The following is a 25,272-nucleotide window of genomic DNA, read 5'->3' as shown; positions in this document are numbered from 1 at the left end:
GCCGCCATGATGCAAGCCAGCCCCTGGAGCGCCGTGTCCGCCTTCCTCCCGCGTCCCCTCGCCCGCCTCGCCTATCCCCTCATGCGCCCCCTGGCTCCCGCCCTGCTTCTGCTGGCCAGCGCCTGCGCGCCCATGACCCAGACGACCGAGGGGCCAACGCCGCCGTCTGCCACGTCGGCGGGCCAAGGTCAGGTGATGGTCACCGCGGCCAATCCCCTGGCGGTGGAGGCCGGTCTGGAGGTCCTGCGGGCCGGCGGCTCGGCGGTGGATGCCGCCGTCGCCGTCCAGGCGGTGCTGGGCCTGGTGGAGCCGCAGAGCTCAGGGCTCGGTGGCGGCGCCTTCCTGGTGCACTACGACGCCGAAACTGGCGTGGTCAGCGCCTATAACGGCCGGGAAACCGCGCCGGCGGCGGCCACGCCCGACGTGTTCCTGAACGGCCAGGGCAAGCCCCTGCCCTTCTTCGACGTGCTGCTCAGCGGCCGCTCCACTGGCGTCCCTGGGGCGGTGGCCATGCTGCATATGGCCCAGGCCGAGCACGGCAATCTGGAATGGAACCAGCTGTTCGGCTCGGCCGAGCGCCTGGCCGACGAGGGCTTCGTCGTCAGCCCACGCCTGGCCGGCATGATCTCCGGCCCCGCGCCCCAGGCCAAGGCGCCCGACGCGGCAGCCTATTTCACCAAGCCCGACGGAACCCGCTACGTCGCCGGCGACCGCCTGCGCAATCCGGCCTACGCCGCCACGGTGCGCAGGATCGCCGCCGAAGGCCCCGCTGCCCTGCTGCAGGGCGAGATCGCCCAGGCCATCGTCGCCCGGGTGACTCAGGGCGAGCTGCCCGGCGTCATGACCCTGGCCGATCTGGCGGCCTATGAGCCCAAGAAGGCCGAGGCCCTGTGCCGGCCCTATCGCGTCTATGTGGTGTGCACCCCGCCGGCCCCATCCGGCGGCCCCGCCGTGCTGGAGGGGCTCGGCATCCTTGAGCACACCGCCATCGCCGATCATCCCAATGACGCCCAGGGCTGGTACCTGTTCACCCAGGCCAGCCGGCTGATGTACGCCGACCGTGACCGCTATATGGGCGATCCCGACTTCGTCGCCGTGCCGACCGAGGGCCTGCTGGACAGGGCCTATCTGGCCGAGCGGGCCAAGCTGATCGGACGGACGGCGGGACCGGCGCCCATGCCCGGGACGCCCGCCGGGGCCGGCGTTCGCGCCCCTGACGCGACCCGGGAAGTCTCCGGCACCTCGCACTTCGTGGTGGTCGATGCGGCCGGCGACGCCGTCTCCATGACCACCACGGTCGAGAGCCTGTTCGGCTCAGGGCGCATGGTGGGCGGCTTCTTCCTCAACAATCAGCTCACCGACTTCGCCTTCGCCCCGGTCAACACCGACGGCGCGCCGGCCGCCAACGCCATCGCCGGCGGCAAGCGGCCCCGGTCCTCCATGGCCCCGGCCATCGTGCTGGAGGACGGCAAGCTGGCCGCCGCCGTCGGCTCGCCGGGCGGCACCTCGATCCTGGCCTATAATCTGAAAGCGCTGGTGGGGATGCTGGACTGGAAGATGCCGGTGGCCGAGGCCATCGCCCTGCCCAACCTGATCGCCCGGGGCACGTCCTACGCCGCCGAGGGCGAAAAGTTTTCGCCTGATGTCGTCGCGGGCCTAGCGGAGCGCGGCGTGACCTTCACCGCCGTGGGCGGCGAGGGCTCGGGCCTGCATGGCGTGCGGGTGACGCCGCAGGGCCTGGACGGCGCCGCCGATCCCCGCCGTGAGGGCGTCGCCCTGGGCTTCTAGAGCCGCTGTCAGGCCTTGGGCGTGGCCGGGGCGGCCTTGCGCCGGGTCCGGCCGGCCTTGGGCTGGGGCGGCGGCGCAAGCGCCGCAGGCGCGCCGGGCAGGCGAAGCTCGAAGGTCGTGCCCGCCGTGCCGCTCTCCACCAAGCTCAGATCGCCGCCGTGGCCCTGGGCCAGCTCCCGGGCGATGGCCAGGCCCAGGCCGGCGCCTTCGGCCCGCCCGGAGCCCGTGAAGGGCAGGAACAGCCGCTCGCGCACCTTGGCGGGAACGCCCGGGCCATTATCGCTCAGCCGCACGCGGCTCTGACTGTCGTCCTGCTGCAGACTGAGGGTGATCACGCCCGGCCCGCCCTCGCCTTGCTGCTCGATGGCCTCGCGGGCGTTGCGCATCAGATTGACCAGGATGCGGTGCAGCTGGTCCGGATCGGCCAGCACCTGGTCGGCGGCGGCGACCTGCAGGTCCAGGCGCACCCCGTCCGGGGTCAGGCGCGCCTCTTCAGCGGCCATCTCGGCGGCTTCGGCCAGACGCACCGTGCGGGCCTCCGGCGGGGCCTCCTGGGTCTTGCCGTAGGTCAGCACGTGGGAGGCCAGCTTCACCGCCCGGTCCAGAGCGCGCTCCAGGCGCGGCAGGGCGCGACCCACATCGGGATCGGCCGAGGCGGCCAGTCGTTCCGAGGCGATCTGGGCGCTGGTCAGCATGTTGCGCAGGTCGTGATTGATCTTGGCCACGGCCTCGCCCAGGGCCGCCAGCCGGGCTCTGGCGTTCAGGGCGGCGCGCAGATCGGCCTGCATGAGGGCCAACTCCACCTCGGCGCGGCCGATCTCGTCGCGGCGGCCCGACAGCTTGACCGTCGCCCGGGGATCGTCGGGATCGGTGCGGAACAGCTCCATCCCCCGGGTGATCCGCTGCATGGGCCGGACCAGGAAGAGGTTGAGCGACAGATAGACCAGCCCGCCGGCCATGGCCGAGACGAAGGCGGTCACCGCGATCAGCCGCCAGAGATAGGCGGTCAGCTCCTGGCGCAGCTCGTCGTCGGGGGCGACGATCTCGATGAACTCGGCGTCGCGGAACCGGGGCTCGGCCACCACGCGCACCATGCGGCCCTCGCCGCCAAACATGGTCTGGAACGGGGCGGCCAGCCACGAGGCCACGGCCTGGTCGCGCAGGTCCACCAGATAGGGGGTGCGGCTCATATTATTGCCCCGCAGGACAAGCCGGCGAACCCCATCGCTCTGGATGGCCACCCACTCCACGCCGGCGACCTCCAGCAGTTCGGAGGAGAGTTGCTCGCTGACCACCACGTCGGGCGCCACCTCGGTGGCCAGGGAGGCCAGTTCGGCGGCCCGAACCCGGTCCAGCAGCCACTGTTCCTCGAAGGCCGCCAGGGTCGGCGGCACGATCAGGGCGCCCCCGAAAAGGACGAACAGACTGGTGAGGATGAGCAGGCGAGCAGAAAGGCCGCCCGGCCAGAAGAAGCCGCGCCTGACAGGCCCTGAGGGCTTCGGTGGCGAGGTGGGCTCCGCCATGCCTGTCCGTTAATGCACGCCGCCCGATTGGGCAACGCGCCTCGTGACCAGGCCGGCCCTCAAGAGCGCCAACGCCTCAGCTTGCCGCAACCGCCTCGGCCGTCGAGGTGAAGCCGTCGGCCCGCAGGCGCGCGGCCAGGTCGCGCTTGATGCGCACGACAAGGCCAGGCCCCTGGAAGACCAGGGCCGAATAGAGCTGCACCACGCAGGCGCCGGCCCGGATCTTGGCGTAGGCGTCCGCGCCCGAGGCCACGCCCCCGGCCCCGGCCAGGGGAAAGCGGCCCTGGGCGGCGTCATGAAACTGGCGAAGCACCAGCGTCGACGGCGTCAGCAGCGGCGCGCCGGAAAGACCGCCAGCCTCGCTGGACTGGGCGGACCGCAGATCTGAGGGCCGCGCAATGGTGGTGTTGGAGACAATCACCGCGTCGAGGCCCGCCTCGGCCACGACGTCGCAGATGGCCTCGATCTCGGCATCGTCCAGGTCGGGCGCCACCTTCAGGAACATGGGGGCTGCGCCTTCGGGCGGCAGGCTGTCGCGGGCCTCGCCCAGACGTCCCAGCAGTTCCTGCAGCGCCTCGCGGGTCTGCAGGGCGCGCAGGCCCGGCGTATTGGGCGAAGAGATGTTGATGGTGAAATAGGAGGCCAGGCCCCAGAGGCGGCGAAGGCCCGTCACATAGTCGCCGATCCGGTCCTCGGACTCCTTGTTGGCGCCGATATTGGCGCCCACCACCCCGCGATGGCGGCGGGCCAGACGCGCGGCGAAGGGGTCGAGGCCTTCGTTGTTGAAGCCCATGCGGTTGATCACCGCCTTGTCCTCGCTCAGCCGGAAAAGCCTGGGGCGTGGATTGCCCGCCTGGGCCAGGGGGGTGACCGTGCCGCACTCCACGAAGCCGAAGCCCGCCGCCAGCATGGGGGCGAAAACCTGGGCGTTCTTGTCGAAGCCGGCCGCCAGGCCCAGGCAGTTGGGCAGGGACAGACCGCAGAAGGTGATGGCCAGGATCGGGTCTTCGGGCCCGCTCGGACGCGGACCAAGTCCCATCTGCAAGGCCCGGATGGTCAGGCCGTGGGCGTCCTCGGGGTCCATCTGCCGCAGAGCGCCGGCCGCGAGGCTATGCAGCACGCTCAAGACAGGTCCCCCAGAGCCGGCACGCCGTCCTCGCCCAGCGGCGCCTCATGCACGGCCAGGACATGCTCGGTGTCGAAGCTGCCATAGAGGTGGGCGAACAGGTCGCCGCCGCGGGAGGGCTCCCACTTCACGCCCGGCCCCAGGTCGTCGGTGTCGAGTTCCAGCACCACCAGGTCGCCCTGGCCTTCGAAGTGCCGTCGTGCGGTTTCCTGAGCCTGGGCGGCGGTGGAGAAATGGATATAGCCGTCGGCCAGATCGACGGCCGAGCCGTCGAACCGCCCGATCGCCTTGGCCCGATCCCATTCCTCACGACCGAGGATCTTGTAGATTCGGGTCAATCATTTCCTCCGCGGGGGGGCATCATCAGGCCGTCATAGACCGGGCGACCTTGGCCGTCGAACAGGAAGACCGCGGCGGCCGAGGTCGGAAACCGCGAACGGGCCGTGTTCAGGAGGTCGCCCGAGGCCCCACCCTCGATCAGGAGACGCAGGACCAGTTCGTGCAGGCCCGGATTATGGCCAATCACCAAAACGGTCCCGGCCTCGGCGGCGGCCTCGCGCACCCGGTCGAGCACGGTCTGGGCCTCGGCATGATACAGGCTGTCGTCGAACCGGACCTCGCAGGCGTCGCAGACGGCCTTCAGCGACTCCCAGGTCTCCCGCGTCCGGGCCGCATCGGACACCAGGGCGAGATCGGGGGTGAAGCCCATCTCGGTCAGGCGCTGGCCTGCCTCCAGGGCGTCCCTGCGGCCCCGGGGCGTCAGCCGCCGCGCATGGTCGTCCCCGCTCAATGACTCGCGCTCGGCCTTGCCGTGCCGCAAGAGGATCAGCCGCTGCATTCCCACTCCATAAGCCCACGGCTGTTCCATAGCGCGACCTTGCCCGGACGCGAAGCGGTTGACAGTCGCAGAGCTTGGCGGTCCAAGGCGGCATGAGCCAGACGGTCATCGCCAGCCCGGCCATCGAAACCAACGGCGGGACCCTGCGCCTGCCGGCCGACGCCCCCTTGCGCCTCGACTCCGGGGCCGCGCTGGCGCCCCTGGAGATCGCCTACAAGACCTATGGGCGCCTCAACACCGAGCGATCCAATGCGGTGCTGGTCTGTCACGCCCTGACCGGCGACCAGCATGCGGCCTCGGTCCATCCGATCACCGGCAAGCCCGGCTGGTGGAGCCGGGTGATCGGACCGGGCCTGCCGCTGGATCCCGACCGCTATTTCATCATCTGCACCAATGTGGTCGGCGGCTGCATGGGCTCGACAGGCCCGTCTTCGGTCGATCCGGCGACCGGCAAGCCATATGGCCTGACCTTCCCGGTCATCACCATCGCCGACATGGTGCGCGCCCAGGCGATGCTGCTGGACGCCCTGGGCATCGAAACCCTGTTCGCCGCCGTCGGCGGGTCCATGGGCGGCATGCAGGTGCTGCAGTGGGCGGCCGACTATCCGCACCGGCTGCGGTCGGCCGTATGTATCGCGGCGGCGGCCCGGCATTCGGCCCAGAACATCGCCTTCCACGAGGTCGGTCGTCAGGCGATCATGGCCGACCCCGACTGGCGCGGCGGCGCCTATGAGGCCCATGGCGTGCGCCCCGAAAAGGGTCTGGCCGTGGCGCGCATGGCCGCCCACATCACCTATCTGTCCGAGGCCGCCCTGCAGCGGAAGTTCGGCCGCGAACTGCAGCGCGACGGCCTGTCCTGGGGCTTCGATGCGCCCGACTTCCAGGTGGAGAGCTATCTCCGCTATCAGGGGGCGTCGTTCGTCGATCGGTTCGACGCCAACTCCTATCTCTACATCACCCGGGCGGTGGACTATTTCGACCTGGCCGGCACCTATGACGGCGTGCTGGCCCAGGCTTTTCGGCGCGCCCGCGACGTGCGCTTCTGCGTGCTCTCCTTCTCGTCGGACTGGCTCTACTCCACCGGCGAGAGCCGTGACATCGTCCGCGCCCTGAACGCCGCCGGCTGCCGGGCGAGCTTCGTCGAGATCGAAACCGACAAGGGCCACGACGCCTTCTTCCTGGACGAGCCTGTGCTGGACTCCGCCCTGCGCGGCTTCTTCGAATCCCAGGCCCTGCGCGGAGGGCTGGCGTGAGCGGCCTGCGGGAAGACTTCAAGGAAATCCTGCGGCTGGTGCGACCCAACGCCCGGGTGCTCGACGTCGGCTGCGGCGAGGGCGAACTGCTTGAGCTGCTGACCCAGGAAAAGGGCGTCGACGGCCAGGGCCTGGAGATCAGCCCCAGCGGCGTGGCCGCCTGCCTGGCCAAGGGCATCGCCGCGGTCCAGGGGGACGGCGACCGCGACCTGGATCACTTCCCGACCCAGGCCTTCGACTATGCGATCCTGTCCAAGACCCTGCAGCAGATGCGCGAGCCGCGGCATGTGCTGTCGGAGCTGCTGCGGATCGCCGACCGGGCCATCGTCTCGGTGCCAAATTTCGGCCACTGGCGGGTCCGCTGGGCGCTGCTGACCCAGGGGCGCATGCCCGAGACCAAGGCCCTGCCCGAACCCTGGTGGTCGACGCCCAACATCCACCTCTGCACCCTGCGCGACCTGACCGCGCTGTGCGACGAGCTTGGCCTGCGGATCGAGGCCTGCGCCGCAGTCAGCCGCGGCCAGCCGGCCCGCAGCATCGATCCCTCGCGGCCCATTGAGAACTGGCGGGCCGAAACCGCGCTGTTCCTGCTGACCCGCGAACGCCCGCGGCCGCCGGCGCCTGAGCCAGCCGCCACGGGCGATCTGTTCGGCTAGACCTCTTTAGAAGGCCAGGCGCGCCGTCAGCCGGGCGTCATAGGCCTGATGGTCTCCGCGCAGTTCGCCGCCGCCTTCCAGGGCGAGGTCGAAGTAGCGGGTCATGCCGCGGACGCCCAGGCGCACGACGGCTGCGCCATCGTCCAGTTCGGGCGCGGCCAGGGTGAAGCTGGAGCCGCCGCTGACGAACCGCGCCGTGGTGACGTCCGGTCCGTCGCCGGTCAGGGCGCGATAGCCCACCGTGACTTCCGGCCGCCACAACATGGTTTGCGGATCGCCCAAGGTGGCGCCCAGAGCCACGCCGGCGAAGGCAGACAGCTGCTGGCTCGTCCGCTCGTCGATCACCAGGTCGATGGCCTCGCCGCCGCCGCTCTCGGTGCGGCCGTCTTCGCCGAAGTAGAAGTAGTCGACCTGCAGCATCGGGCGGGCGTGGAAGCGCCCGGCCTGCGCCGTATAGGACAGGCCGGCATGGGCGGCCCCCATCACCGCGTTCCATTCGGAATTGGCGTTTCGGACCAGGCCTGAGTCGGTGTCGACCACGGCGCGGTCGGCCTGCAGCCAGGCATAGCCGCCGCTGGCGCTGGCCGAAGCCTGGAACGCGCCAGCCGAGGCGCGCCAGTAGACGCCGCCCGAGAGCGCCGAGCCCGTGAGATCCTCGGCCGCAGCCGCGCCGTTCTCTTCGACCGACACATTCAGGAAGCTGGTGTGGAGGCCGAACGAGCCCATGGAGCCCGCCGCGCTCTCCACGCCCGCCGCTAGGCCGAAGCCGCCGGCGTCGAAGCCCGCAGAGCCGCTGAGGTCCTGACGGTGGATGACGCCGATCTCCTGCACCCAGGCCCGGCGCTGGCCCTCAGGAAGGCGGCCCTCGGTCTCGTCGATGCCCCGGGCGGTCGCTTCATTCGCCGAGGCGAACACCCGGAAGAGCGCGCCCGAATAGTCGGGCAGGAACTGGTCATAGAGGGCGACGAAGCTCGCCTGATCGGTCTTGGACAACAGGGCGTCGCGGACACCGCTGTCCCGATCGAAGGCGTCGAACACCGCGTCATAGGCGCCCGCCTGAGCCACATCGAGGCCGGCCTCGCCCGCCGTGCGTCGGCGGACATCGGCGATCAGCTGGTTCTGCGTCTCGTCGGCCCGCAGGGTCGTCTTGTAGAGCCAGGGACCATCGGCGAGCAGGCTGTCGTCCAGCGCGCCTCGGATATCCAGGTCGCCGGCCTGAATCAGGGTGAAGCTGGCGGGATCGGTCAGCTTGCTGGTGAACCGCAGGCCGACCTTGGCGCCATCCTCCAGTACGGCTGCGCCGGCCACATTGAGCCGGGTGCTGGCGCCCGTCACGGGGTCGGCGGCCAGCACCAGCTCGGACTTCTGGCCAAGCTGCAGGCTGGTCAGGCCCAGGGTGTCGATATTGGTCGCCGTCAGACGCCCCTCCCCCATGGACACAGCCAGACCGCCGCCGGCGTCGGTGAGCGCGCCGGTGAAGGTCGCCCCGCCATCGACCACCAGGACGTCGGCCCCGGCGCCGAAGGCCAGGGCCCCGTTCATCTGGCCGGCTAGAAGCTCCATGCGCGCCGGCCCGGAGCCGAACAGGACATCGCCGGTGATGGTCGGGACGACGGTTTCGACGCTGTTGGCCGTTTGCCGGACCGTGACGCCCGAGGTGTTGGCGCGCAGATCCAGCGCGATGGCCCGGCCCTCGACGCTCGCCCCATCGGTCGGCGCGATGGCGGCGCGGATGAGGCCGGTGTTTTCCACCCGGGTCAGGGTCCCGGCGGCGTCCAGAACGGCCGTGGCCGAGCCCTTGGCGCCGGTAATGACAGCCGCGACGGTGCCATTGTTGGTCAGCTGGCCCGTCGAGGCGCCGGCGTCGATCTGGATGGCCCGCACATCGACCGCGTTGGTCGAGGTCGAGAGCCCCTGGATGACGCCGCTGTTGGCGATGACCGGGGCGGTGGCGCCTGACTTCAGGTGGAGGCCGACTGCGCCGGCCTGAACCCCGCTGCCGGACACGACGCCAGCGACCTTTATGCCGTTGGCGATGTTCACCTGCCCGCCCTGACCGCCGATTTCAACGCCCAGGCCCCTGACGCCGTCATAGAGGCCGATGCCATTGGCCGAGCCCTTGACCACCAGGCCATAGGCGTCGGCGCCGGTTCCGACGGCGCCGAGCACGATGTCGCCCGTTCCGCCGATCTGGATGGCGGCGGCCGAGCCATAGGAGGTGACGACACCGGTGGACTCCGAAGCGTCGGCGACGCCATCGTCGTCCTCGTCGGCGTCGTTGGGGTCATTGTCGGCCGGCGGCGCATCCACCAGCACGCCGCCCTGAACGCTGCCGCGCACGCGGACAGCCGGCCCCCCTTGCAGCAGGTCATCAGCGTCCAGGATGCTCGTGTTGCTGGGGCGGGTGGTGTAGCGATAGCCGGTCGCCGTGACGCTCGATCCCAGGACCAGCCGGCCGCCGACATTCTGGTCCACGGCGACGCCGACGGCGTCCCGGCCCTGGGCGGTCACGCCGCCTGTGGTGACCACATCGCCGCCCACAGTCCCGGCCGCGTGCAGGCCATAGGTGCGGTCGCCAGTCACGGTGATGCTGCCGGCCGAGCGGATCGAGCCGTCCACCGCGCTCTGCGCATAGATGCCGGCCGAATCATTGCCCTCGACGGTGATGGCGCCCGCAGTCTGGACGATGGAGCCGTGGAAGGGCTCGGCCCCGCTGACGCGCACGGCGAAGCGGTTGGAGCCCGACGCGAACGGGCCGTCGAGATCGCCGTCGTTGTCGGCGTCCGCCGCCGCATAGCTTTCGTTGACCTGCACCGTACCCGACAGAGTCACCTCGCCGGTGCGGCCGCCTTCGATGAGGACCGCCGTCGCATCATTGGCGTCGGTGATCGTCACCTCGCCGGCGATGGCCAGATTGTTGTTGCTGTTCAGGGTGACGGCGTTCCCGCCGGTGGGCTTGACCGAACCTCCGGCTGCGATCCTCAGGTCGTCGGGCGATCCCGAGGCCGCCGTGGCCGTGCTGACCGGGGTGGTCACCGCCGTGCTGATCGTCGTCTCAGCCTGGCTCGCGCCAGCAGCAAGCAAAAGCGGCGCAGCTGCAGCCGCGCTCAACCAACGCCTGTCCATAATATCCCCTCCCGGTGCGCCAAAATGACGATCGAGCCGGGAATGAGCCCCAAATGCGGAGGAAGTCGGGACCCATTGGGGCCATGCCAAGGCGAATTGGGGCGAGGAAGGGGCGCGGCCGAACGCCGATCTTCAACGGCGAGCGCGAACCTCGCCTCTATCCAGGGGTGTAAGCCTAGCCGGCGATGGCCGCGGCGTCCCGGTCGCCGGTGCGGATGCGCATGGCCTGCTCCAGATCGAGGACGAAGACCTTACCGTCGCCGATCTTGCCCGTGTTGGCGGTGCGGGCCACAGCCTCGATCACCGCATCGGCGATGTCCGACGGCACGGCGATCTCCAGTTTCACCTTGGGCAGCAGCTTCACTTCGTACTCGGCCCCGCGATAAACTTCGGTCTTGCCGCGCTGGCGGCCATAGCCGCGAACCTCGGTGACGGTGAGGCCCGAGGCGCCGGCCTCGGTGACGGCTTCGAGCACCGCGTCGAGGCGGCTGGGCTTGATGACCGCGACGATCATCTTCATGGCGACGGGTCTCCGCTGGGGGCCGGCGAAATGCCGAGCTGACAATCTCAAGCTAGGGCGTTCCGCCCCCGTCTCCAAGGCCATCAAGGGCTGGCGAGGGCGGGCGCCTGCGCCTTAGGCGCCTCCAGCAAACGATCAGGCTGCGGCTAAGGTTGCGACCGATCGCCCTCACGCATGGCCGGCGCCGGTGAAAGCGTCGGTCGCGCCTGCCGGACCCGAACTCTCTGGGGCCTGGCCTTGAGCGCATAGGTCTGTTTGACCGCCTCCATCAGCAGCACCCCCGAAAAGCGCGGCCACAGGCGAGAGCCGGCCTGTTCGAAGGTCTCCGCCGAGCCGGCCATCCAGGATACCGGCGGCGCATAGAGGGCGCGGGTATAGCCGGCGGGCTCGAATTCGGCCTCCCGCAGCAGGGCGGCGAGTTGGCGGCGGCTATAGGGTCGCCCGTGGCCAAAGGGCGTGCTCTCGGCGTTGGCCCACAGGCCGTCGCGGGCGACCACGGCCACGATCACCCGCCCCGACGGCGCCAGGACGCGCCAGACCTCTCGCAGGAGCGACGCAGGCTCGGGGCTCTCCTCGATGGCGTGGATCACCAGGATGCGATCGAACAGCGCATTCTGGAACGGCAAGGCCTCCTCATCGACGAGGGTGGCGAGATTGCGCTCGGCGCTGGGCCAGATCTCCACCCCCTGCTGCGCGGGCATGGCGGCGACGGTGCGACGGGCGCGCCCCCGCAACCCGCCGAGAAAGGGTGTCGGATAGCCCAGCCCCAGCACGTCCTGGCCCGAGGCCGAGCCCCAGGCCTCGGTGACCTTGCGGCTGATCATGGCGCGCGCGGCCCGCCCCAGTTCGGAGGCGTAGAAGGCGCGCAGCTCAAGGATGTCTCGACGCATGGACCTGGGGGACTAGGATCGGGGTTCGAACCCTATCCTAGTTTGCGGAGCGCGGCCTTGTCGCCCCGCCCGAACCCGACGAGGCGCGCCATGGCCCTGACCGTCCACCAGTTTCCCTGCCTCTCCGACAATTACGGCTTTCTGATCCGCGACGAGGCCACCGGCCTGGCCGCGACCATCGACACCCCGGACGCCAAGGCGATCCTGGCCGAGCTGGACAAGACCGGATGGCGGCTGGCGCTGATCCTCAACACCCACTGGCATCCCGACCATGCCGGGGGCAACGCCGAGATCCAGGCGGCCACGGGCGCGAAGATCGTCGGCCCCTCTGAGGTGCGCAAGATCGCCCCGCTGGATCGCGAGGTGGGCGATGGGGACACCGTCGAGCTGGGCGAGACCCGGTTCGCGGTGATGGAGGTGGGGGGCCACACCCTGGGCCATGTGGCCTTCTATGATGCGGCCGACGACATCGCCTTTGTCGGGGACACCCTGTTTGCGCTCGGCTGCGGCCGGATGTTCGAGGGCCAGCCCGACCAGATGTGGGCCAGTCTCCAACGGCTGGCGGCCCTGCCCGACCAGACCACCGTCTATTGCGCGCACGAATATACCGCCGCCAATGCGCGGTTCGCCCTGTCGGTGGATTCAGATCCGGCGGTCGCGGCGCGGGCCAAGGACATCTTCGCCGCCCGCGAACGGGGGGAGCCGACCGTGCCGACCAGCATCGGCGTGGAAAAGCAGACCAACCCGTTCCTGCGCGCGCCCCTGCTGGCGCCGGCGCTGGGGGTCAGCGGAGCGGCCGATCACGAGGCCTTCGCCGCCGTGCGGGCGGCCAAGGACAGCTTCAAGGGCTAGGCCAGGGTCAGCGTGAGCCGGCGGCGGCGACGATCCGCTCCGACGAGGGCCGGCCCGCGAGCCCGTCCTCCGGGGTGATGGTGATCAGTATGACCCCGGCCCGGAAACTGGCGCCGGGCCGGCGGCCCTCGACCAGGGTGACCTTGTTGACACTGTTTAGCGTGGCGCGGCCGCCGGGCTGGGTCGACATCCGCACCACGGCCTCGGCCGCCACCATGGCCGCATCGGCCACCAGCGGCGCGGTTTCCGGCGAGGCGTCGGCCTCGAAGGGGATCAGCCGTCGCGCCGCCCGGCTCGCCCGGGCGCTCGCCTGGGCCAGGCGCTGCAGCAGGGCCTCTGGCCCCAGGACCGGCAGGCGCAGGGGATTGGAGCCGCCGGCCAGGGCCGCGGGCGCCCCGGAGGGCCGGTCCGGTGTGAAGACGGTCAGCCCCCCCAGACGGGTGGCGCGCAGGACCGGCTGACCGAGATCGTTCTTGTAGATGATGTCGCCGCGCGGCGCCGGCTGGGGCTGGAGCACCCAGACCTCGGCGCTGTCTTCGAACTTCATCATCGGCCGCGGGGTGGAGCGGTCAAGGATGAAGCCCCCACCATCCTCGACCACATAGCGGGCCACCGGCGGGGCCGAGAAACGCCGGCCATCGTGGCGGCCTTCGCCGAACAGGCCTTCGCGCAGGGATAGCGGCGCGGCCACGGCCGGAAAGGCCATGGCGACGCCAGCCGCGGCGAACGTCGCTGCGACGAGAATCCTCAGGGGCAGCACGGGGCGAGCGCTCATCATGGGCGATCACACATGGCGTTGGACTGGGGCGCTTTTGAGACGGAGCCTTGGTCAGCCAGCCATGTACTGACCGCCGTTCAGCGACAGTGTCGATCCGGTCACATAGCCGGCGTGCTCCCCGGCCAGGAAGGCCACCATGTCGGCGATCTCGTCGCCGCGGCCCAGGCGTCCGACCGGGATCTGACCGATGATGCCTTTCAGCACCTCTTCGGGCACGGCGGTCACCATCTCGGTGTCGATATAGCCCGGCGCGATGCAGTTCACGGTGACGCCCTTGCGCGCATTCTCCAGAGCCAGGGCCTTGGTGAAGCCGATCATGCCGGCCTTGGCCGCCGAATAGTTGGTCTGGCCGATCTGGCCCTTCTGGCCGTTGATCGACGAGATGTTGATGATCCGGCCCCAGCCGCGCTCGCGCATGCCCTCGATCACCTGCCGGGTCATGTTGAACAGGGAGTCCATGTTCACCCGGATCACCTCCGACCATTGTTCGGAGTCCATCTTGTGGAAGAAGCCGTCCCGGGTGATGCCGGCATTGTTGACCAGCACGTCCACCGGACCGAGCTTGGCGGCGACCTGATCCACGGCGACCTTGCAGTCGGCGAACACCCCGACATTGCCCTTGACCACCATGACGCCCAACTCGCGGGCGCAGGCCTCGGCGGCCGCCTCATTGCCGGAATAGCCGGCGGCCACTTCGAAGCCGTCGGCCTTGAGCCTCTGGCAGATCGCCCGGCCGATCCCGCGCGTACCCCCCGTGACGAACGCCACCTTGGCCATGAGCTTCCTTCCCTGACGCGTCTTGGCCGGGCGCTTCAGACGCCCCCTGGCCGGATTTTCTGATTGAGGGCTAGACCTGCTCGACGCACATGGCCACGCCCATGCCGCCGCCGACGCAGAGCGTCGCCAGGCCCTTGCGGGCGCCCGAGCGCTTCATCTCGTGGAGCAGGGTGGTGAGAATCCGTGCGCCCGAGGCGCCGATCGGATGGCCGATGGCGATGGCGCCGCCATTCACATTGACCTTGTCGGCGTCCAGGCCCAGTTCGCGGACCACGCAGATGGACTGGGCGGCGAAAGCCTCGTTGGACTCCACCAGATCGAGGTCGTCCACGCTCCAGCCGGCCTTTTCCAGGGCCTTGCGGCTGGCCGGGATCGGGCCTGTGCCCATGATCTCAGGGTCCACGCCGGCATGGGCCCAGGAGGCGATGCGGGCCAGGGGCTTCAGGCCGCGGGCCTTGGCCTCCTCGGCGCTCATCACCACCAGGGCCGCGGCGCCGTCATTGAGACCCGACGCATTGGCCGCGGTCACCGAGCCCTCCTTGTTGAAGGCCGGGCGCAGGCCAGACACGCTCTCCAGGGTCGCCCCGTGGCGGATGTATTCGTCCTGATCGACCACCGTGTCGCCCTTGCGGCCCTTGATGGTCACCGGCGCGATCTCGTCGGCGAACTTGCCGGCCTTCTGGGCGGCTTCGGCGCGGTTCTGCGAGGCGACGGCGAAGTTGTCCTGGTCGGCCCGCGTGATCTGCCAGCGCGCGGCGATGTTCTCTGCGGTCTGGCCCATGTGATAGCCGTGGAAGGCGTCCCACAGGCCGTCCTTGATCATGGTGTCGACGAAGGCGAGGTCGCCCATCTTCTGGCCCGAGCGCAGGTGGGCCGCATGGGGCGCCTGGCTCATGCTCTCCTGGCCCCCGGCGACGACGATCCGGGAGGCGCCCTCGGCCACCTGCTGGGCGGCGAGCGCCACGGCGCGCAGGCCCGAGCCGCAGAGCTGGTTCAGGCTCCAGGCCGGGGCCTCCACCGGAATGCCGGCCCCGATCGAGGCCTGACGGGCGGGGCCCTGGCCGGCGCCGGCCTGCAGCACCTGGCCCAGAATGACCTCGTCGATGTCGGCGGGCGAAAGCCCGGCGCGGCTGATGGCCGCCGAGATGGCCACCTGGCCCAGCTCGTGGGCCGGCAGGCTGGCCAGGGCGCCGTTGAACGACCCCACAGGGGTGCGGGCGGCCGAGACGATCACCACATCGGTCATAGGAAGCTTCTCCCTCAGTCTTCGCCGCTATCTATCAGGACGACCAGGGCTTTGGGCAAGGGCGGCGCGCGCGGCGGCGTGATTTGCGCTTTTCCTCGCATCCGCGATACTGCGCTGCAAAGCCGGACCCGCCGCCCAGGCGCGGCCCGAAGAAAAGGAAACGGGATGGCTGATACCCAGGACAGCGGCGGCAAGACCGGCGGCGGCAAGCCGGGCGGCGACCGCGTGGTCATCAAGAAGTACGCGAACCGCAGGCTCTACAACACCGCCTCGTCCTCCTATGTCACCCTCGAGCATCTGGCCGAGATGGTGAAGCAGGGGGTCGATTTCGTCGTCTATGACGCCAAGACCAATGACGACATCACCCGCACCGTCCTGACCCAGATCATCTTCGAAGAAGAGAGCCAGGGTCAGAGCCTGCTGCCGATCCAGTTCCTGCGCCAGCTGATCGGCTTCTATGGCAACTCCATGGAGGCCTTCCTGCCCAGCTATCTGGAGCTGTCCCTGGCGACCTTCGCCCAGCAACAGGAGCGGATGCGGACCCAGTTCACCCAGATGGGCCAGGCCACGCCGCTGGGCGCCTATGACGACCAGATCCGCCAGAACCTGGCCATGTTCGACCGGGCGATGAAGATGTTCACCCCCTTCGCCTACGCCCCCAAGCCCGAGGACGCCGCGCCGCGCAGCGAGACCTCGGCGCCCGAAGGCGGCGGTCAGCAGACCGACATGCTCAAGACCCTGCAGGAACAGATGGCCGCCATGCAGGCCCAGATCAACAAGCTGGCCTCGAAGGATTAGGCGGCGCGACCGACGCCAGCTTTCCACCTTCCTTAAGGAAGGTCGTTCAGGCTTGCCCGGTTCAGGCCGAAGGAGCCCGCCCTTGACCTTGCCGATCGATCCCGTCCGCCAGATTGCGCGTCTTCGCCGCGTGCGGCCTCGGACCCATGAGGCGCAGGGCGGGGCCGATGAGGAGCATCCGAACCTGCCGGTCCCGGCCGGCGGCCTGGAGCCTGCGGCCACGCCTGCGCCGATCACCAGCAGCGGGCCGGCCACTTTTACCGCCCATGTCATGGGCGCGGCCGAGCAGCGCCGGGGCCTGCGCGGCGGGCCGCCGACCCTGAACGCCGCCCGCACCGCCTATAACCAGACCGAGTTTTCCGGCCAGGCCGACCGGCGGGCCCGCAAGGGCGGCCTGACCCGCACCGACATCTAGCCCTGCCCGTTCCTGCCGAGCAGGCGGGCAAGATCGGCCTCCAGGGCGGCCACCTTCCGTTCTAAAGCGGCGATCCGCGCCTCGGGCCCTGCGCCTGGGACTGGCGTCGAGACGCCGGCCTGCCGGGCGATCTCGGCGGCGCTCACCCCCAGCACCTCGGCGAAGACGCCCACCTCATCGGGGGAAAGCTCGCGCTGGTCCTTGTAGGCCAGCGCCAGGTCGGCCTCGCTCATGCCGGCGGCCGCGGCCAGCACCCGCCGGCTCAGGCCCCGCTCGGCCAGGCGGGCGTCGAACCATTGGGCGTCGAAGAACAAAGCCAAGTCACACCTCCGAGCGGGCCTCCGAACTGGCGCCAGTCTTGCTTAACCGAAGATGACCTTTTGTGCGTCTTCCACGGTGCGTCCCATGCTGGCTCTGGCCACCCGCGTTTTCGACATCACCCTCGTGGCCCTGATCTTCACCGCGCTCACCTAAGCGCCGGAGAAGCCTTCAGGCCGGGCCGCCGGAAAAGTCGATGTCCCGCCGAGCGGCGACGATGGTCACGATGAAGCCCGCCAGCACGTCCAGCAGCACCATCACCGTGATCAGGAAATAGGTCGAGGTGGCGAAGGCCGGCGCCAGCAGGAACTGGATCAGGCAGATGATGAACAGGATCATCGACAGGGCGTGATTGATGATCGCCACCCCGCGGCTGGTGGTGGACTTCAAAAGCTCGATGAACAGCACCACCAGGGCTGCGGCCAGCAGCAGGTCCCCCAGACTGACCGACCAGTCGATATTGGACGCCATCCGGATCGTGAACAGAGTCTCGCCCATCCGCGCATGGGCGTCGACCGGCGAAAATCCGCCGGTCAGGGTCAGGACGATGAGGTTGTAGACCAGCACCGGCAGGGCCAGCAGCGGAAACGCGGCGAACATGCGCATTGGATCTCCCCCTCAGGCCAAGGTCGCCCCGGGCCAAACCAACCTTAACCCTACCGCCCGATGCGCGGGAAGCTTTGGCCCCCTCTGCGGGAGCGCAAGCCTAGACCTCATCCACCCCTTGGGGCCGGCGCGAGCGGGACTGGAGCCACATGACGCCGAGAAGATCCGAGGCCGACGCCCAGAGCCGGCCGAGATTGGTGTATTTCGACGCCCCCGTCTGACGATGACGATGACCCACCGGGCGGAAGGCCACCTCATAGCCCTCCCGCAGCATCAGGGCCGGGATATAGCGGTGGATGTGATCGAAATAGGGGAGCCGCAGGAAGGCCTCGCGCCGGAAGGCCTTGAGACCGCAGCCCGTGTCGTTGGCCGCATCCCCCAGCAGGCGCTTACGCACCCCGTTGCCGAGCTTGGAGGCAAGCTTCTTGGCGCGGCTGTCCTGGCGCTTGACCCGCTCGCCGCCCACCAGGGCGAGCTCTGGCCCCCCGGCGTTCAGGGCGTCGACCAGGGCCGGGCCGTCGGCGGGATCGTTCTGGCCGTCGCCGTCGAGCGTGACGATCACCGGGGCGCGGGCCGCCAGCACGCCGGAACGGATGGCGCGGCTCTGACCGGAATTGCGCCGATGGCTGAGCACGCGGAGCTGCGGCAGCTCGGCCTTCAGCGCCTGCAGGCCTGCGCGGGTGCCGTCGCGGCTGGCGTCATCGACGAAGATGATCTCGACATTGCGGCCTTCGAAGGCGGCGGCGATCTCTCGGGCCAGGGCCGGGGCAGCGCCTTCTTCGTCAAAGACCGGCACGACCACGGAAATGTCAGGACTAGGGGTCATGCTTCTCCATAGCCGAAAAGCTGGCGAGCGAAAGGATCGTGCTATCACCAGCGCCATGACGTTCCAGTCCAGTCTCCAATGGGCGAGCCAAGGTTGGCGAGGCCCCCTGTTTGCGGCCCTGCTGGCCCTGGCGGCCGGGCTGCCCGGTGTTTTCGCCATGCCGCCCCTGGACCGGGACGAGGCGCGATTCGCCCAGGCGACGGCCCAGATGCTGGAGACCGGCGACCTGGTGGTGATCCGTTTCCAGGACGAGCCGCGCTTCAAGAAACCGGTGGGCATCCACTGGCTGCAGGCCGCCAGCGTCTCGATGGTTTCAGCCGTCGAGGACCGGGAGATCTGGGCCTATCGGCTTCCCTCGCTGCTCGGCGCCATGCTGGCCGCGGCCGCCTGCGCCTGGGGGGCGGCCGCCTTCTTCGGCGCGCCGGCGGGTCTGATGGCCGGCGCCATGCTGGGCTCGACCCTGCTGCTCTCCACCGAGGCCTTCATCGCCAAGACCGACGCCGTGCTCTGCGGCGCGGTGGTGCTGATGATGGCGGCCCTGGCCCGGATCTATGGCGCGGCGCGCGGCGGGGCGCCCGTGGGCTGGCGCACGCGGCTGCTGTTCTGGCTGGGCCTGTCGGCGGCCCTGCTGGTCAAGGGGCCTGTAGGCCTGATGGTGGTGACCCTGACCACCCTGGCCCTGATCGCCTGGGATCGGAAGATCGACTGGCTAAAGGGCCTGGGCCTCAGCTGGGGTCCGATACTGCTGGTGGGCCTGGTGGGACCCTGGGCCTGGGCGGTCACCGTGGCCACGGACGGCGCCTTCTGGACCACCGCCCTGATGAGCGACCTGGCGCCCAAGCTGGCCGGCGGCCATGAGACCCACGGCGCGCCGCCTGGCTATCACCTGCTGGGCCTGAGCTTCCTGGCCTTCCCCCTCACCCTGCTGATTCCCGCCGCCCTCGTCCTGGCCTGGACCCAGCGACGGGAGCCTGGGGTGCGGTTTGCGCTGTGCTGGCTGGTTCCCACCTGGCTGGTCTTCGAACTCGCCCCCACCAAGCTGGTCCACTACACCCTGCCGACCTATGGGGCGCTCGCCTGGCTGGCGGCGGCCGCCCTGCGCCAGGGCGTCGGCCCGCTCGCCCGCTGGGCCGGCGCGGTGCTGGCGGCGGTGACGGGGCTGATCCTGGCCGGCGTCTGCTTCTATCTGGTCTCCGAATTCGGCGGGAACGCCGATGTCGCCGCCGCCGCGGCCGCCGGCGGCCTGCTCGCCGCGGCGGGCCTCATCGGCGGCTTCATGCTGGTCAATCAAGCGCCAAAAGGGGCCATTGTCGCGGCCATGGGCCTCACCATCCTGGGGCACGCCGCCCTGGCCGCCGGCCTGATCCCCGGCCTCGCCCCCCTCTGGAGTTCAGCCCGGGTGGCGCGGATCATGGAGTCCGAACGGCTGCTGCCCCGGCAGGGGATGGCGGCTGCGCCGGTGGCAGTGGCGGGCTATGCCGAGCCCAGCCTGGTCTTCGCGCTCGGCACGCCGACCAGTCTCGGCGACGGCGCCGAGGCCGCCCAGGCCATCGCGGCCTTCCGCCCAGCAGTGGTGGACGCCTCCGAAGAGGCCGCCTTCCGCGCCGAACTCAGCGCCCGCGGATTGCAGGTCAGCCAGGTGCGTGAGATCCGCGGCCTCAACTATTCCAACGGCGATCGCACCCACCTGCGAATCTATATGAACGCCGAGCCACGGCCCGCGCCGGCGGCGGGTCGCGTCATCGGGGGCCGCCCATGAGCTGGACGATCTAGATGAGCCGGAAGATCCAGATCGTCGAGGTCGGCCCTCGTGACGGCCTGCAGAACGAGAAGGTGCTGCTGGAGGTCGCGCAGAAGATCGAATTCATCGACCGGCTGCGCCGCGCCGGCGCCCGGCGCATCGAGACCGTCTCCTTCGTCAATCCGCGCCGCGTGCCTCAGATGGCCGGCGCCGAAGAGATCATGGCCGCCCGGCCGCCAGAGGGTGATTTCTCGCCGATCGGCCTGGTGCTGAACGCCCGTGGCTGGGACCGGGCGGTGGCCGCCGGCTGCGCCGAGGCCAATGTGGTGGTCTGCGCCACCGACGGCTTTGGCGTCCGCAACCAGGGCGCCACCACGGCCGAGCAGATGGAGGCCCTGGCCGCCATCGTCGAACGCCGCCGCGCCGAAGGGGGACCGGCCCTGTCGATGACCCTGTCGGTGGCCTTTGGCTGTCCCTTCGACGGGGAGGTCAGCCTCGATCAGGTGACGGCCCTGGCCGGCGAAGCCGCACGGCTGGGGGTGGCCGGGATCGCCCTGGCCGACACGATCGGCGTCGCTGACCCCTGGACCGTGCGTGAACGGATCGCGGCGGTCCGCAAGGTCGCGCCAGACACGATCCTGCGTATGCATTTCCACGACACCCGCAATACCGGCCTGGCCAACGCCTTCGCCGCTGTCGAGGCGGGCGTGGACGTGCTGGACGCCAGCTGCGGCGGGCTCGGCGGCTGCCCCTTCGCGCCGGACGCCACCGGCAATATCGGGACCGAAGACCTGGTCTATATGCTGGAGCGGGCCGGGTTCGAGACCGGCTACGACCTGGACGCGCTGATCGCGACAGCCCAGTGGATGGCGGGCCTGCTGGGCAAGCCGCCAGCGGCCTCGGTCAGTCGGGCCGGCGGGTTTCCAAAGGTTTAGATCGCCCGGCCCGTCAGCCGCCAGAGTAGCGGCCGTACGATGGCCGCGCCGACCACCAGGGGCCACAGCAGCCAGGCCGCGACGGCCTCGCCCAGCCCATGGGCGCGCTTGCGGAAATAGCGGGCCAGGCCCAGGCCCTTATAGAGCTCGACCCGGAGAGGACTGGCCCGGCTGGTGTGGCCCAGATGGACCACCTCGGCCTTGGGATGGAACATGACTTCGCCGCCGGCCTCGCGCACCCGCCAGCAGAGGTCGATGTCCTCCACATGCAGGAAATAGCCCTCGTCGAACCCGCCCAGGCGGGCGTAGTCGGCGCGGCGCATGGCGAAGAAGGCGCCGGAGATGGTCGGCACGGGGCAAAGGCCCGCCGGCGCAGCCTCATTTTCCCAATGGACCTCATAGCGGCGCAGGGCCTTGGCCCGGCGGGTCAGGCCGCTGAGGGACAGCAGGGCAGCGATCGGCGTGATCTCGCCGCGGCGGGCGCCACGCTGTTCGGTGCGGTCGGCGTTCAGAACCCGTCCGCCCACCAGGCGCATGGCCTTGCCGTCGAGCACCGCCTTGGCCAGCGCCCGGGGCCCGCCCGGTTGCAGGAAGGCGTCGGGATTGAGGAAGATCAGCACCTCGCCCGCCGCGCGCTCAGCGCCGAGATTGGCGCCGCGGGCGAAGCCGACATTGCCCTGGCCACGCACCAGCCGCATCTGCGGATAGCGCCCGGCATAGGCGTCGAGAATGGCCGCTTCGCGGGCGTCCGAGCCATTGTCCACGACGATGAACTCATTCACCTGCGGGTCGGCGAGCACGCAGGTGAGGCTCTGCTCCAGAGCCTCACCCGTCATGTACACGACCATGATCACCGAGATGCGCGCATCTCCGGCGATCTCATGCGGCGTCGGGGCGGTCTCGACCGCCACAAACGATGCGCCGATATCGTTCATCCAGCCTCCATGGCCTCGGCGGACCCCCAGGTATCCGCCTCGCCCCGAGCCTCCCGGGCAACATCGGGCGGAAGCGCCTCGGAGGCAAGCACTGAGACGGCTTCCTCCAGGGTGAGGATCTCCTGGCCCTGCGACCCCAGCCGGCGAAGGGCGACCTTGCCCTCCTCGGCTTCACGCCGCCCGATCACCGCGATCACCGGCGCCTTGGCCAGGCTGTGCTCGCGGATCTTGTAGTTGATCTTCTCGTTGCGAAGGTCCGTCTCCACCCGCAGGCCCGCGGCCCTCAGCTTCGCCACGGCCTTTCGGGCGAAGTCGTCGGCGTCCGACGTGATCGTGGCCACCACCACCTGAGTCGGCGCAAGCCAGAGCGGGAAGGCGCCGGCATGATGCTCGATCAGCACGCCAAGGAACCGCTCCAGCGAGCCGAGAATCGCCCGGTGCAGCATGACCGGCCGGTGCTTCTGGCCATCCTCGCCGATATAGGAGGCGTCGAGGCGCTCGGGCAGGACGTAGTCGAGCTGCAGGGTGCCGCACTGCCAGGTGCGGCCGATGGCGTCACGCAGGTGGAATTCGAGCTTGGGACCATAGAAGGCGCCCTCGTCCGGCAGCATCTCCACATCCATGCCGCAGGCCCGCGCGGCGTTGGCCAGCTTGGTCTCGGCCGCATCCCAGCCCTCGTCCGTACCGAACCGCAGCTCGGGACGCAGGGCGAGCTTCACCGAATGAAGCTCGACGCCCAGGTCCTGATAGACCCGCTGGAGCAGCTCGATAAAGGCGATGGACTCCGCCTCCACCTGGTCTTCGGTGCAGAAGATGTGGGCGTCGTCCTGCTGCATGCGCCGCACCCGCAGCAGCCCCATCACCGAACCGGAGCTCTCATAGCGGTGCAGGCCCTCGAACTCCGAGAAGCGGAGGGGAAGGTCGCGGTAGGAGCGCTGGCCGTGGCGGAAGATCTGCACATGGCCGGGGCAGTTCATCGGCTTGACGGCCAGGGTCTCGCCCTCCTCCGTCTCGCAGACGAACATGCTGGCGTGGAACTTGTCCCAGTGGCCCGACTTCTCCCAGAAGGAGCGGTCCAGGATCTGCGGCGTCTGCACTTCGGCATAGCCCTGCGCCTCGGTGACCCGACGGACATAGTTCTGAAGCGTGCGGTAAAGCGTCCAGCCCTTGGGATGCCAGAAGATCATGCCGCGGCCTTCTTCCTGCATATGGAAGAGGTCCATGGCTGCGCCGAGCTTGCGGTGGTCGCGCTTCTCGGCTTCCTCGATCCGCTGGATATAGGCTTCCAGGTCGGCCTCGGTGGCCCAGGCCGTGCCGTAAATCCGCTGCAGCTGCGCATTGCGGTGGTCGCCGCGCCAATAGGCGCCGGCCAGCTTGGTCAGCTTGAAGGCCTTGCCCACATGCCGCGTGGACGGCAGATGCGGACCCAGGCACAGGTCCTTCCAGGCGCCTTGCCAATAGACGCTGATCTCCTCGGACTCCGGCAGATCTTCGATGATCTCGGCCTTGTAGGCCTCGCCGATGCCGCGGAAGTGCTCCAGCGCCTGATTGCGGTCCCAGACCTCGCGGCGGATCGGCTCGTCCCGCTCGACGATCTCGCGCATCTTGGCTTCGATCTTCTCGAAGTCGTCGAGGCTGAAGGGCTCATCGCGGGCGAAGTCGTAATAGAAGCCGTCTTCGATGGACGGGCCGATGGTCACCTGGGTGCCCGGGAACAGCTCCTGAACCGCCTCGGCCAGCACGTGGGCGGCGTCGTGGCGGATGGTCTCCAGGACCTCGGGGTCCTCCCGCGTGAGGATCTGGAAGGCGCCGCCATGGTTCAGGGGCCGGTCCAGGTCCAGCAGCTGGCCGTCCAGCTTCACCAGCACGGCCTTCTTCTCCAGGGACTTGGCGATGCCCGCGGCGACCTGGCGGCCGGTCACGCCGGCCTCAAAGGGCCGTTTGGAACCGTCGGGAAAAACGAGCTCGATCATGTGTCACACGTCCATTTGCGCGCCGGCGACTCATCGGAGCGGCCCGGCGGCGGAGGCGGCGGATCATAGCCCGAACCGCCCCAGGGGTTGCATCGGCACAGCCGCCGCGCCGCAAGCCATGAGCCGCGCCAGGGGCCGTGATCGATCAGAGCCTGGGCCGCATAGTCCGAACAGGTCGGAAGGAAGCGACACTGGCGTCCGATCAGAGGGGAAAGCGTCAGCTTGTAGGCGCGATGAGCGCCTCTGACGCAGGATTCGTAGGGGGTCATGCCGGCCGCAGGCTTGCGAATACTCGCAGCGATTACGTTGCGGGGGCGGTCAAATCAAGCCGCGCCGGCGGGGCTAGTTCGCGTCATGGCCTGGCGGACAGCATCGACCGTCGCCTCGAACGCCAGGAGCGTGGAGGCGTGGCGGGCGGGATAGTCCTTCACCGGCGCAAGCATGGAAAGATCCGAAAAACGTCCAACGGGCGCGTCTGCGCCGTCCTTCAACATAGCACGAAAGGCGTCCCGGGCCATCTCGATCTCCGAGAGGCGGGCGCCGACCACATGGGTCCCCAGCACGGCGGCGGCGGCCTGGCCGAGCGCACAGGCCTTCACGTCCTGGGCGAAGTCGATCACCTGGTCGCCGTCGAGGGCCACATCGACCACCACCCGGCTGCCGCAGAGCTTGGCCACCTTCTCCGAGGTGCCGTCGGGATCGGCCAGTCGACCGGCCCGGGGCATGTTGGCCGCCAGCTTCAGGAGCTTGGCCGAATAGAGATCGTCGATCATGGGCTTGATCTAGGCATTCAGCGGCTGGGGCGCCACGCGGCCTCGGCCTTGGCCTTCAGCGCCTCGCCCATAGCGGCGAAGCCCTTCTTCAGCGGGCGCTGCACGCGCTTGGCCGAGGTGGGTCCCAGCAGGCCCCGGAAAAGTTCGCCGTTGGAGACGATACAGGCGTGCTCGGCCACCTGGTCGATCTCGATATAGCGGATCGCCGTGCCAAAGCCGCCCGCCACGCTGGTGCGCCAGTGGAGCTGCTCCAGGGGCACCCAGTCGAGGACCACCGGCTCGATATGCCGCGGGGGCTGTTCCGGCAGGGCCAGGGTCAGCTCTAGGGGCGCGCCGATGGACAGGACGCCCTCGGCCCGGGTGTAGAGCGGATTCCATTCCGGCCAGGCCCGGAGGTCGGCGATCAGGTCCCAGATCACCTGCGGCGGCGCCTGGACGCCGATCCGGTGCTCGAGCTTGAGGCCCTTCACGCCATCGCCCCCGCCACCCTTGCGCTTGCCGAAGCCGAAGCCCGGCATGAAGGACGGCGACAGCTGGGTGGCGCCCAGGGGGTTGGTGTTGCGGTTCATGCCCATCATG

Annotated in this window: 26 protein-coding genes; 8 read left to right on the top strand and 18 right to left on the bottom strand. The window is 69.7% G+C overall.

Annotated features, from left to right (window positions below):
* Positions 1-81 precede the first annotated feature (81 nt).
* A complete protein-coding gene (gene ggt, locus Q8L83_RS07740) occupies positions 82-1,788 on the top strand; it encodes a gamma-glutamyltransferase (protein WP_305285755.1) in 1,707 nt (568 codons plus the stop codon).
* 8 nt (positions 1,789-1,796) lie between these two features.
* Here ggt and Q8L83_RS07735 read toward each other — a convergent pair whose 3' ends face one another.
* The 4 genes from Q8L83_RS07735 to Q8L83_RS07720 form a co-directional block, all read right to left on the bottom strand.
* Positions 1,797-3,311: a HAMP domain-containing sensor histidine kinase gene (locus Q8L83_RS07735; protein WP_305285738.1), complete on the bottom strand. Its 1,515-nt coding sequence runs from the start codon at positions 3,309-3,311 to the stop codon at positions 1,797-1,799.
* 76 nt (positions 3,312-3,387) lie between these two features.
* Positions 3,388-4,437, bottom strand: coding sequence for a quinone-dependent dihydroorotate dehydrogenase (locus Q8L83_RS07730; RefSeq protein WP_305285737.1), 1,050 nt, complete (start codon positions 4,435-4,437; stop codon positions 3,388-3,390).
* On the bottom strand, positions 4,434-4,775 hold the full coding sequence (locus Q8L83_RS07725) for a DUF952 domain-containing protein (RefSeq protein WP_305285736.1): 342 nt from the start codon (positions 4,773-4,775) through the stop codon (positions 4,434-4,436). The genes Q8L83_RS07730 and Q8L83_RS07725 overlap by 4 nt, the downstream gene beginning before the upstream one ends.
* Positions 4,772-5,275: a histidine phosphatase family protein gene (locus tag Q8L83_RS07720; protein ID WP_305285735.1), complete on the bottom strand. Its 504-nt coding sequence runs from the start codon at positions 5,273-5,275 to the stop codon at positions 4,772-4,774. Before Q8L83_RS07720 ends, Q8L83_RS07725 begins: the two co-directional genes overlap by 4 nt.
* Positions 5,276-5,367: 92 nt before the next feature.
* Between Q8L83_RS07720 and Q8L83_RS07715 the strand changes: the two genes are divergently transcribed.
* Entirely contained in the window at positions 5,368-6,528 is a 1,161-nt protein-coding gene (locus tag Q8L83_RS07715) for a homoserine O-acetyltransferase (RefSeq protein WP_305285734.1), read from the top strand.
* Positions 6,525-7,184: a methionine biosynthesis protein MetW gene (metW, locus tag Q8L83_RS07710; protein WP_305285733.1), complete on the top strand. Its 660-nt coding sequence runs from the start codon at positions 6,525-6,527 to the stop codon at positions 7,182-7,184. Before Q8L83_RS07715 ends, metW begins: the two co-directional genes overlap by 4 nt.
* 6 nt (positions 7,185-7,190) lie before the next feature.
* On the opposite strand, the gene Q8L83_RS07705 is transcribed toward metW, so the two are convergent.
* From Q8L83_RS07705 to Q8L83_RS07695, 3 genes are all read right to left on the bottom strand, one after another.
* Complete coding sequence (locus Q8L83_RS07705) at positions 7,191-10,310, bottom strand: autotransporter outer membrane beta-barrel domain-containing protein (RefSeq protein WP_305285732.1); 3,120 nt, start codon at positions 10,308-10,310, stop codon at positions 7,191-7,193.
* 175 nt (positions 10,311-10,485) lie between these two features.
* Positions 10,486-10,830: a P-II family nitrogen regulator gene (locus tag Q8L83_RS07700; protein WP_293321104.1), complete on the bottom strand. Its 345-nt coding sequence runs from the start codon at positions 10,828-10,830 to the stop codon at positions 10,486-10,488.
* A gap of 146 nt (positions 10,831-10,976) precedes the next feature.
* The gene (locus tag Q8L83_RS07695) at positions 10,977-11,720 is read right to left on the bottom strand and encodes a class I SAM-dependent methyltransferase (protein WP_305285731.1); all 744 of its coding nucleotides are present in this window, start codon (positions 11,718-11,720) and stop codon (positions 10,977-10,979) included.
* A gap of 90 nt (positions 11,721-11,810) precedes the next feature.
* Between Q8L83_RS07695 and gloB the strand changes: the two genes are divergently transcribed.
* Positions 11,811-12,572: a hydroxyacylglutathione hydrolase gene (gloB, locus tag Q8L83_RS07690; protein WP_305285730.1), complete on the top strand. Its 762-nt coding sequence runs from the start codon at positions 11,811-11,813 to the stop codon at positions 12,570-12,572.
* A 7-nt stretch (positions 12,573-12,579) separates the two neighbouring features.
* On the opposite strand, the gene Q8L83_RS07685 is transcribed toward gloB, so the two are convergent.
* The 3 genes from Q8L83_RS07685 to Q8L83_RS07675 form a co-directional block, all read right to left on the bottom strand.
* The gene (locus tag Q8L83_RS07685; protein ID WP_305285729.1) at positions 12,580-13,347 is read right to left on the bottom strand and encodes a DUF4908 domain-containing protein; all 768 of its coding nucleotides are present in this window, start codon (positions 13,345-13,347) and stop codon (positions 12,580-12,582) included.
* A gap of 54 nt (positions 13,348-13,401) precedes the next feature.
* Positions 13,402-14,127, bottom strand: a complete 726-nt coding sequence (phbB, locus tag Q8L83_RS07680) for an acetoacetyl-CoA reductase (protein ID WP_305285728.1) — start codon at positions 14,125-14,127, stop codon at positions 13,402-13,404.
* A 70-nt stretch (positions 14,128-14,197) separates the two neighbouring features.
* Positions 14,198-15,373: an acetyl-CoA C-acetyltransferase gene (locus Q8L83_RS07675; protein WP_305285727.1), complete on the bottom strand. Its 1,176-nt coding sequence runs from the start codon at positions 15,371-15,373 to the stop codon at positions 14,198-14,200.
* A 165-nt stretch (positions 15,374-15,538) separates the two neighbouring features.
* Here Q8L83_RS07675 and phaR point away from each other — a divergent pair, with 165 nt between their 5' ends.
* Both phaR and Q8L83_RS07665 read left to right on the top strand, forming a co-directional pair.
* Positions 15,539-16,171: a polyhydroxyalkanoate synthesis repressor PhaR gene (gene phaR / locus Q8L83_RS07670; RefSeq protein ID WP_305285726.1), complete on the top strand. Its 633-nt coding sequence runs from the start codon at positions 15,539-15,541 to the stop codon at positions 16,169-16,171.
* 82 nt (positions 16,172-16,253) lie between these two features.
* Entirely contained in the window at positions 16,254-16,586 is a 333-nt protein-coding gene (locus Q8L83_RS07665) for a hypothetical protein (protein ID WP_305285725.1), read from the top strand.
* Here Q8L83_RS07665 and Q8L83_RS07660 read toward each other — a convergent pair.
* The 3 genes from Q8L83_RS07660 to Q8L83_RS07650 form a co-directional block, all read right to left on the bottom strand.
* The gene (locus Q8L83_RS07660) at positions 16,583-16,906 is read right to left on the bottom strand and encodes a helix-turn-helix transcriptional regulator (RefSeq protein WP_304714055.1); all 324 of its coding nucleotides are present in this window, start codon (positions 16,904-16,906) and stop codon (positions 16,583-16,585) included. The two genes, Q8L83_RS07665 and Q8L83_RS07660, sit on opposite strands and share 4 nt — an antisense overlap.
* Positions 16,907-17,075: 169 nt before the next feature.
* On the bottom strand, positions 17,076-17,504 hold the full coding sequence (locus tag Q8L83_RS07655) for a hypothetical protein (RefSeq protein WP_305285724.1): 429 nt from the start codon (positions 17,502-17,504) through the stop codon (positions 17,076-17,078).
* 106 nt (positions 17,505-17,610) lie between these two features.
* Positions 17,611-18,336, bottom strand: coding sequence for a glycosyltransferase family 2 protein (locus Q8L83_RS07650; protein WP_305285723.1), 726 nt, complete (start codon positions 18,334-18,336; stop codon positions 17,611-17,613).
* A gap of 55 nt (positions 18,337-18,391) precedes the next feature.
* On the opposite strand from Q8L83_RS07650, the gene Q8L83_RS07645 reads away from it, so the two are divergent.
* Positions 18,392-20,095, top strand: a complete 1,704-nt coding sequence (locus tag Q8L83_RS07645; RefSeq protein WP_305285722.1) for a glycosyltransferase family 39 protein — start codon at positions 18,392-18,394, stop codon at positions 20,093-20,095.
* 14 nt (positions 20,096-20,109) lie between these two features.
* On the top strand, positions 20,110-21,012 hold the full coding sequence (locus Q8L83_RS07640; RefSeq protein WP_305285721.1) for a hydroxymethylglutaryl-CoA lyase: 903 nt from the start codon (positions 20,110-20,112) through the stop codon (positions 21,010-21,012).
* Here Q8L83_RS07640 and Q8L83_RS07635 read toward each other — a convergent pair.
* From Q8L83_RS07635 to Q8L83_RS07615, 5 genes are read right to left on the bottom strand one after another with little or no spacing between them, the layout of a single operon-like run.
* Positions 21,009-21,947, bottom strand: coding sequence for a glycosyltransferase family 2 protein (locus tag Q8L83_RS07635; RefSeq protein ID WP_305285720.1), 939 nt, complete (start codon positions 21,945-21,947; stop codon positions 21,009-21,011). The two genes, Q8L83_RS07640 and Q8L83_RS07635, sit on opposite strands and share 4 nt — an antisense overlap.
* Positions 21,944-23,920 (bottom strand): threonine--tRNA ligase, encoded by a 1,977-nt coding sequence (gene thrS, locus Q8L83_RS07630; protein ID WP_305285719.1) that lies wholly within the window; start codon positions 23,918-23,920, stop codon positions 21,944-21,946. Before thrS ends, Q8L83_RS07635 begins: the two co-directional genes overlap by 4 nt.
* Entirely contained in the window at positions 23,917-24,189 is a 273-nt protein-coding gene (gene yidD, locus Q8L83_RS07625) for a membrane protein insertion efficiency factor YidD (RefSeq protein WP_304714062.1), read from the bottom strand. Before yidD ends, thrS begins: the two co-directional genes overlap by 4 nt.
* Positions 24,190-24,243: 54 nt before the next feature.
* Positions 24,244-24,693 carry an iron-sulfur cluster assembly scaffold protein gene (locus Q8L83_RS07620; RefSeq protein ID WP_305285718.1) on the bottom strand — a complete coding sequence of 150 codons (450 nt, stop codon included), beginning with the start codon at positions 24,691-24,693 and terminating at the stop codon, positions 24,244-24,246.
* Between the two features lie 17 nt (positions 24,694-24,710).
* Positions 24,711-25,271, bottom strand: coding sequence for an SRPBCC domain-containing protein (locus Q8L83_RS07615; protein WP_305285717.1), 561 nt, complete (start codon positions 25,269-25,271; stop codon positions 24,711-24,713).
* Position 25,272: the final 1 nt, after the last annotated feature.

The sequence above is a fragment of the Phenylobacterium sp. genome, from assembly GCF_030680185.1.
Taxonomy (GTDB): Bacteria; Pseudomonadota; Alphaproteobacteria; order Caulobacterales; family Caulobacteraceae; genus Phenylobacterium.
Note: the sequence above shows the minus strand (reverse complement) of the source record. Positions and strands in the feature narration are given on the sequence as shown.

Bases quoted from the DNA above. Each gene is read 5' to 3' on its own strand.
- ggt (WP_305285755.1), top strand. From the start codon at position 82: ATGCGCCCCCTGGCTCCCGCCCTGCTTCTGCTGGCCAGCGCCTGCGCG.
- Q8L83_RS07735 (WP_305285738.1), bottom strand. From the start codon at position 3,311: ATGGCGGAGCCCACCTCGCCACCGAAGCCCTCAGGGCCTGTCAGGCGC.
- Q8L83_RS07720 (WP_305285735.1), bottom strand. From the start codon at position 5,275: ATGCAGCGGCTGATCCTCTTGCGGCACGGCAAGGCCGAGCGCGAGTCA.
- Q8L83_RS07715 (WP_305285734.1), top strand. From the start codon at position 5,368: ATGAGCCAGACGGTCATCGCCAGCCCGGCCATCGAAACCAACGGCGGG.
- Q8L83_RS07705 (WP_305285732.1), bottom strand. From the start codon at position 10,310: ATGGACAGGCGTTGGTTGAGCGCGGCTGCAGCTGCGCCGCTTTTGCTT.
- Q8L83_RS07700 (WP_293321104.1), bottom strand. From the start codon at position 10,830: ATGAAGATGATCGTCGCGGTCATCAAGCCCAGCCGCCTCGACGCGGTG.
- Q8L83_RS07695 (WP_305285731.1), bottom strand. From the start codon at position 11,720: ATGCGTCGAGACATCCTTGAGCTGCGCGCCTTCTACGCCTCCGAACTG.
- gloB (WP_305285730.1), top strand. From the start codon at position 11,811: ATGGCCCTGACCGTCCACCAGTTTCCCTGCCTCTCCGACAATTACGGC.
- Q8L83_RS07685 (WP_305285729.1), bottom strand. From the start codon at position 13,347: ATGAGCGCTCGCCCCGTGCTGCCCCTGAGGATTCTCGTCGCAGCGACG.
- phbB (WP_305285728.1), bottom strand. From the start codon at position 14,127: ATGGCCAAGGTGGCGTTCGTCACGGGGGGTACGCGCGGGATCGGCCGG.
- Q8L83_RS07675 (WP_305285727.1), bottom strand. From the start codon at position 15,373: ATGACCGATGTGGTGATCGTCTCGGCCGCCCGCACCCCTGTGGGGTCG.
- phaR (WP_305285726.1), top strand. From the start codon at position 15,539: ATGGCTGATACCCAGGACAGCGGCGGCAAGACCGGCGGCGGCAAGCCG.
- Q8L83_RS07655 (WP_305285724.1), bottom strand. From the start codon at position 17,504: ATGTTCGCCGCGTTTCCGCTGCTGGCCCTGCCGGTGCTGGTCTACAAC.
- Q8L83_RS07650 (WP_305285723.1), bottom strand. From the start codon at position 18,336: ATGACCCCTAGTCCTGACATTTCCGTGGTCGTGCCGGTCTTTGACGAA.
- Q8L83_RS07645 (WP_305285722.1), top strand. From the start codon at position 18,392: ATGACGTTCCAGTCCAGTCTCCAATGGGCGAGCCAAGGTTGGCGAGGC.
- Q8L83_RS07640 (WP_305285721.1), top strand. From the start codon at position 20,110: ATGAGCCGGAAGATCCAGATCGTCGAGGTCGGCCCTCGTGACGGCCTG.
- Q8L83_RS07635 (WP_305285720.1), bottom strand. From the start codon at position 21,947: ATGAACGATATCGGCGCATCGTTTGTGGCGGTCGAGACCGCCCCGACG.
- thrS (WP_305285719.1), bottom strand. From the start codon at position 23,920: ATGATCGAGCTCGTTTTTCCCGACGGTTCCAAACGGCCCTTTGAGGCC.
- yidD (WP_304714062.1), bottom strand. From the start codon at position 24,189: ATGACCCCCTACGAATCCTGCGTCAGAGGCGCTCATCGCGCCTACAAG.
- Q8L83_RS07620 (WP_305285718.1), bottom strand. From the start codon at position 24,693: ATGATCGACGATCTCTATTCGGCCAAGCTCCTGAAGCTGGCGGCCAAC.
- Q8L83_RS07615 (WP_305285717.1), bottom strand. From the start codon at position 25,271: ATGATGGGCATGAACCGCAACACCAACCCCCTGGGCGCCACCCAGCTG.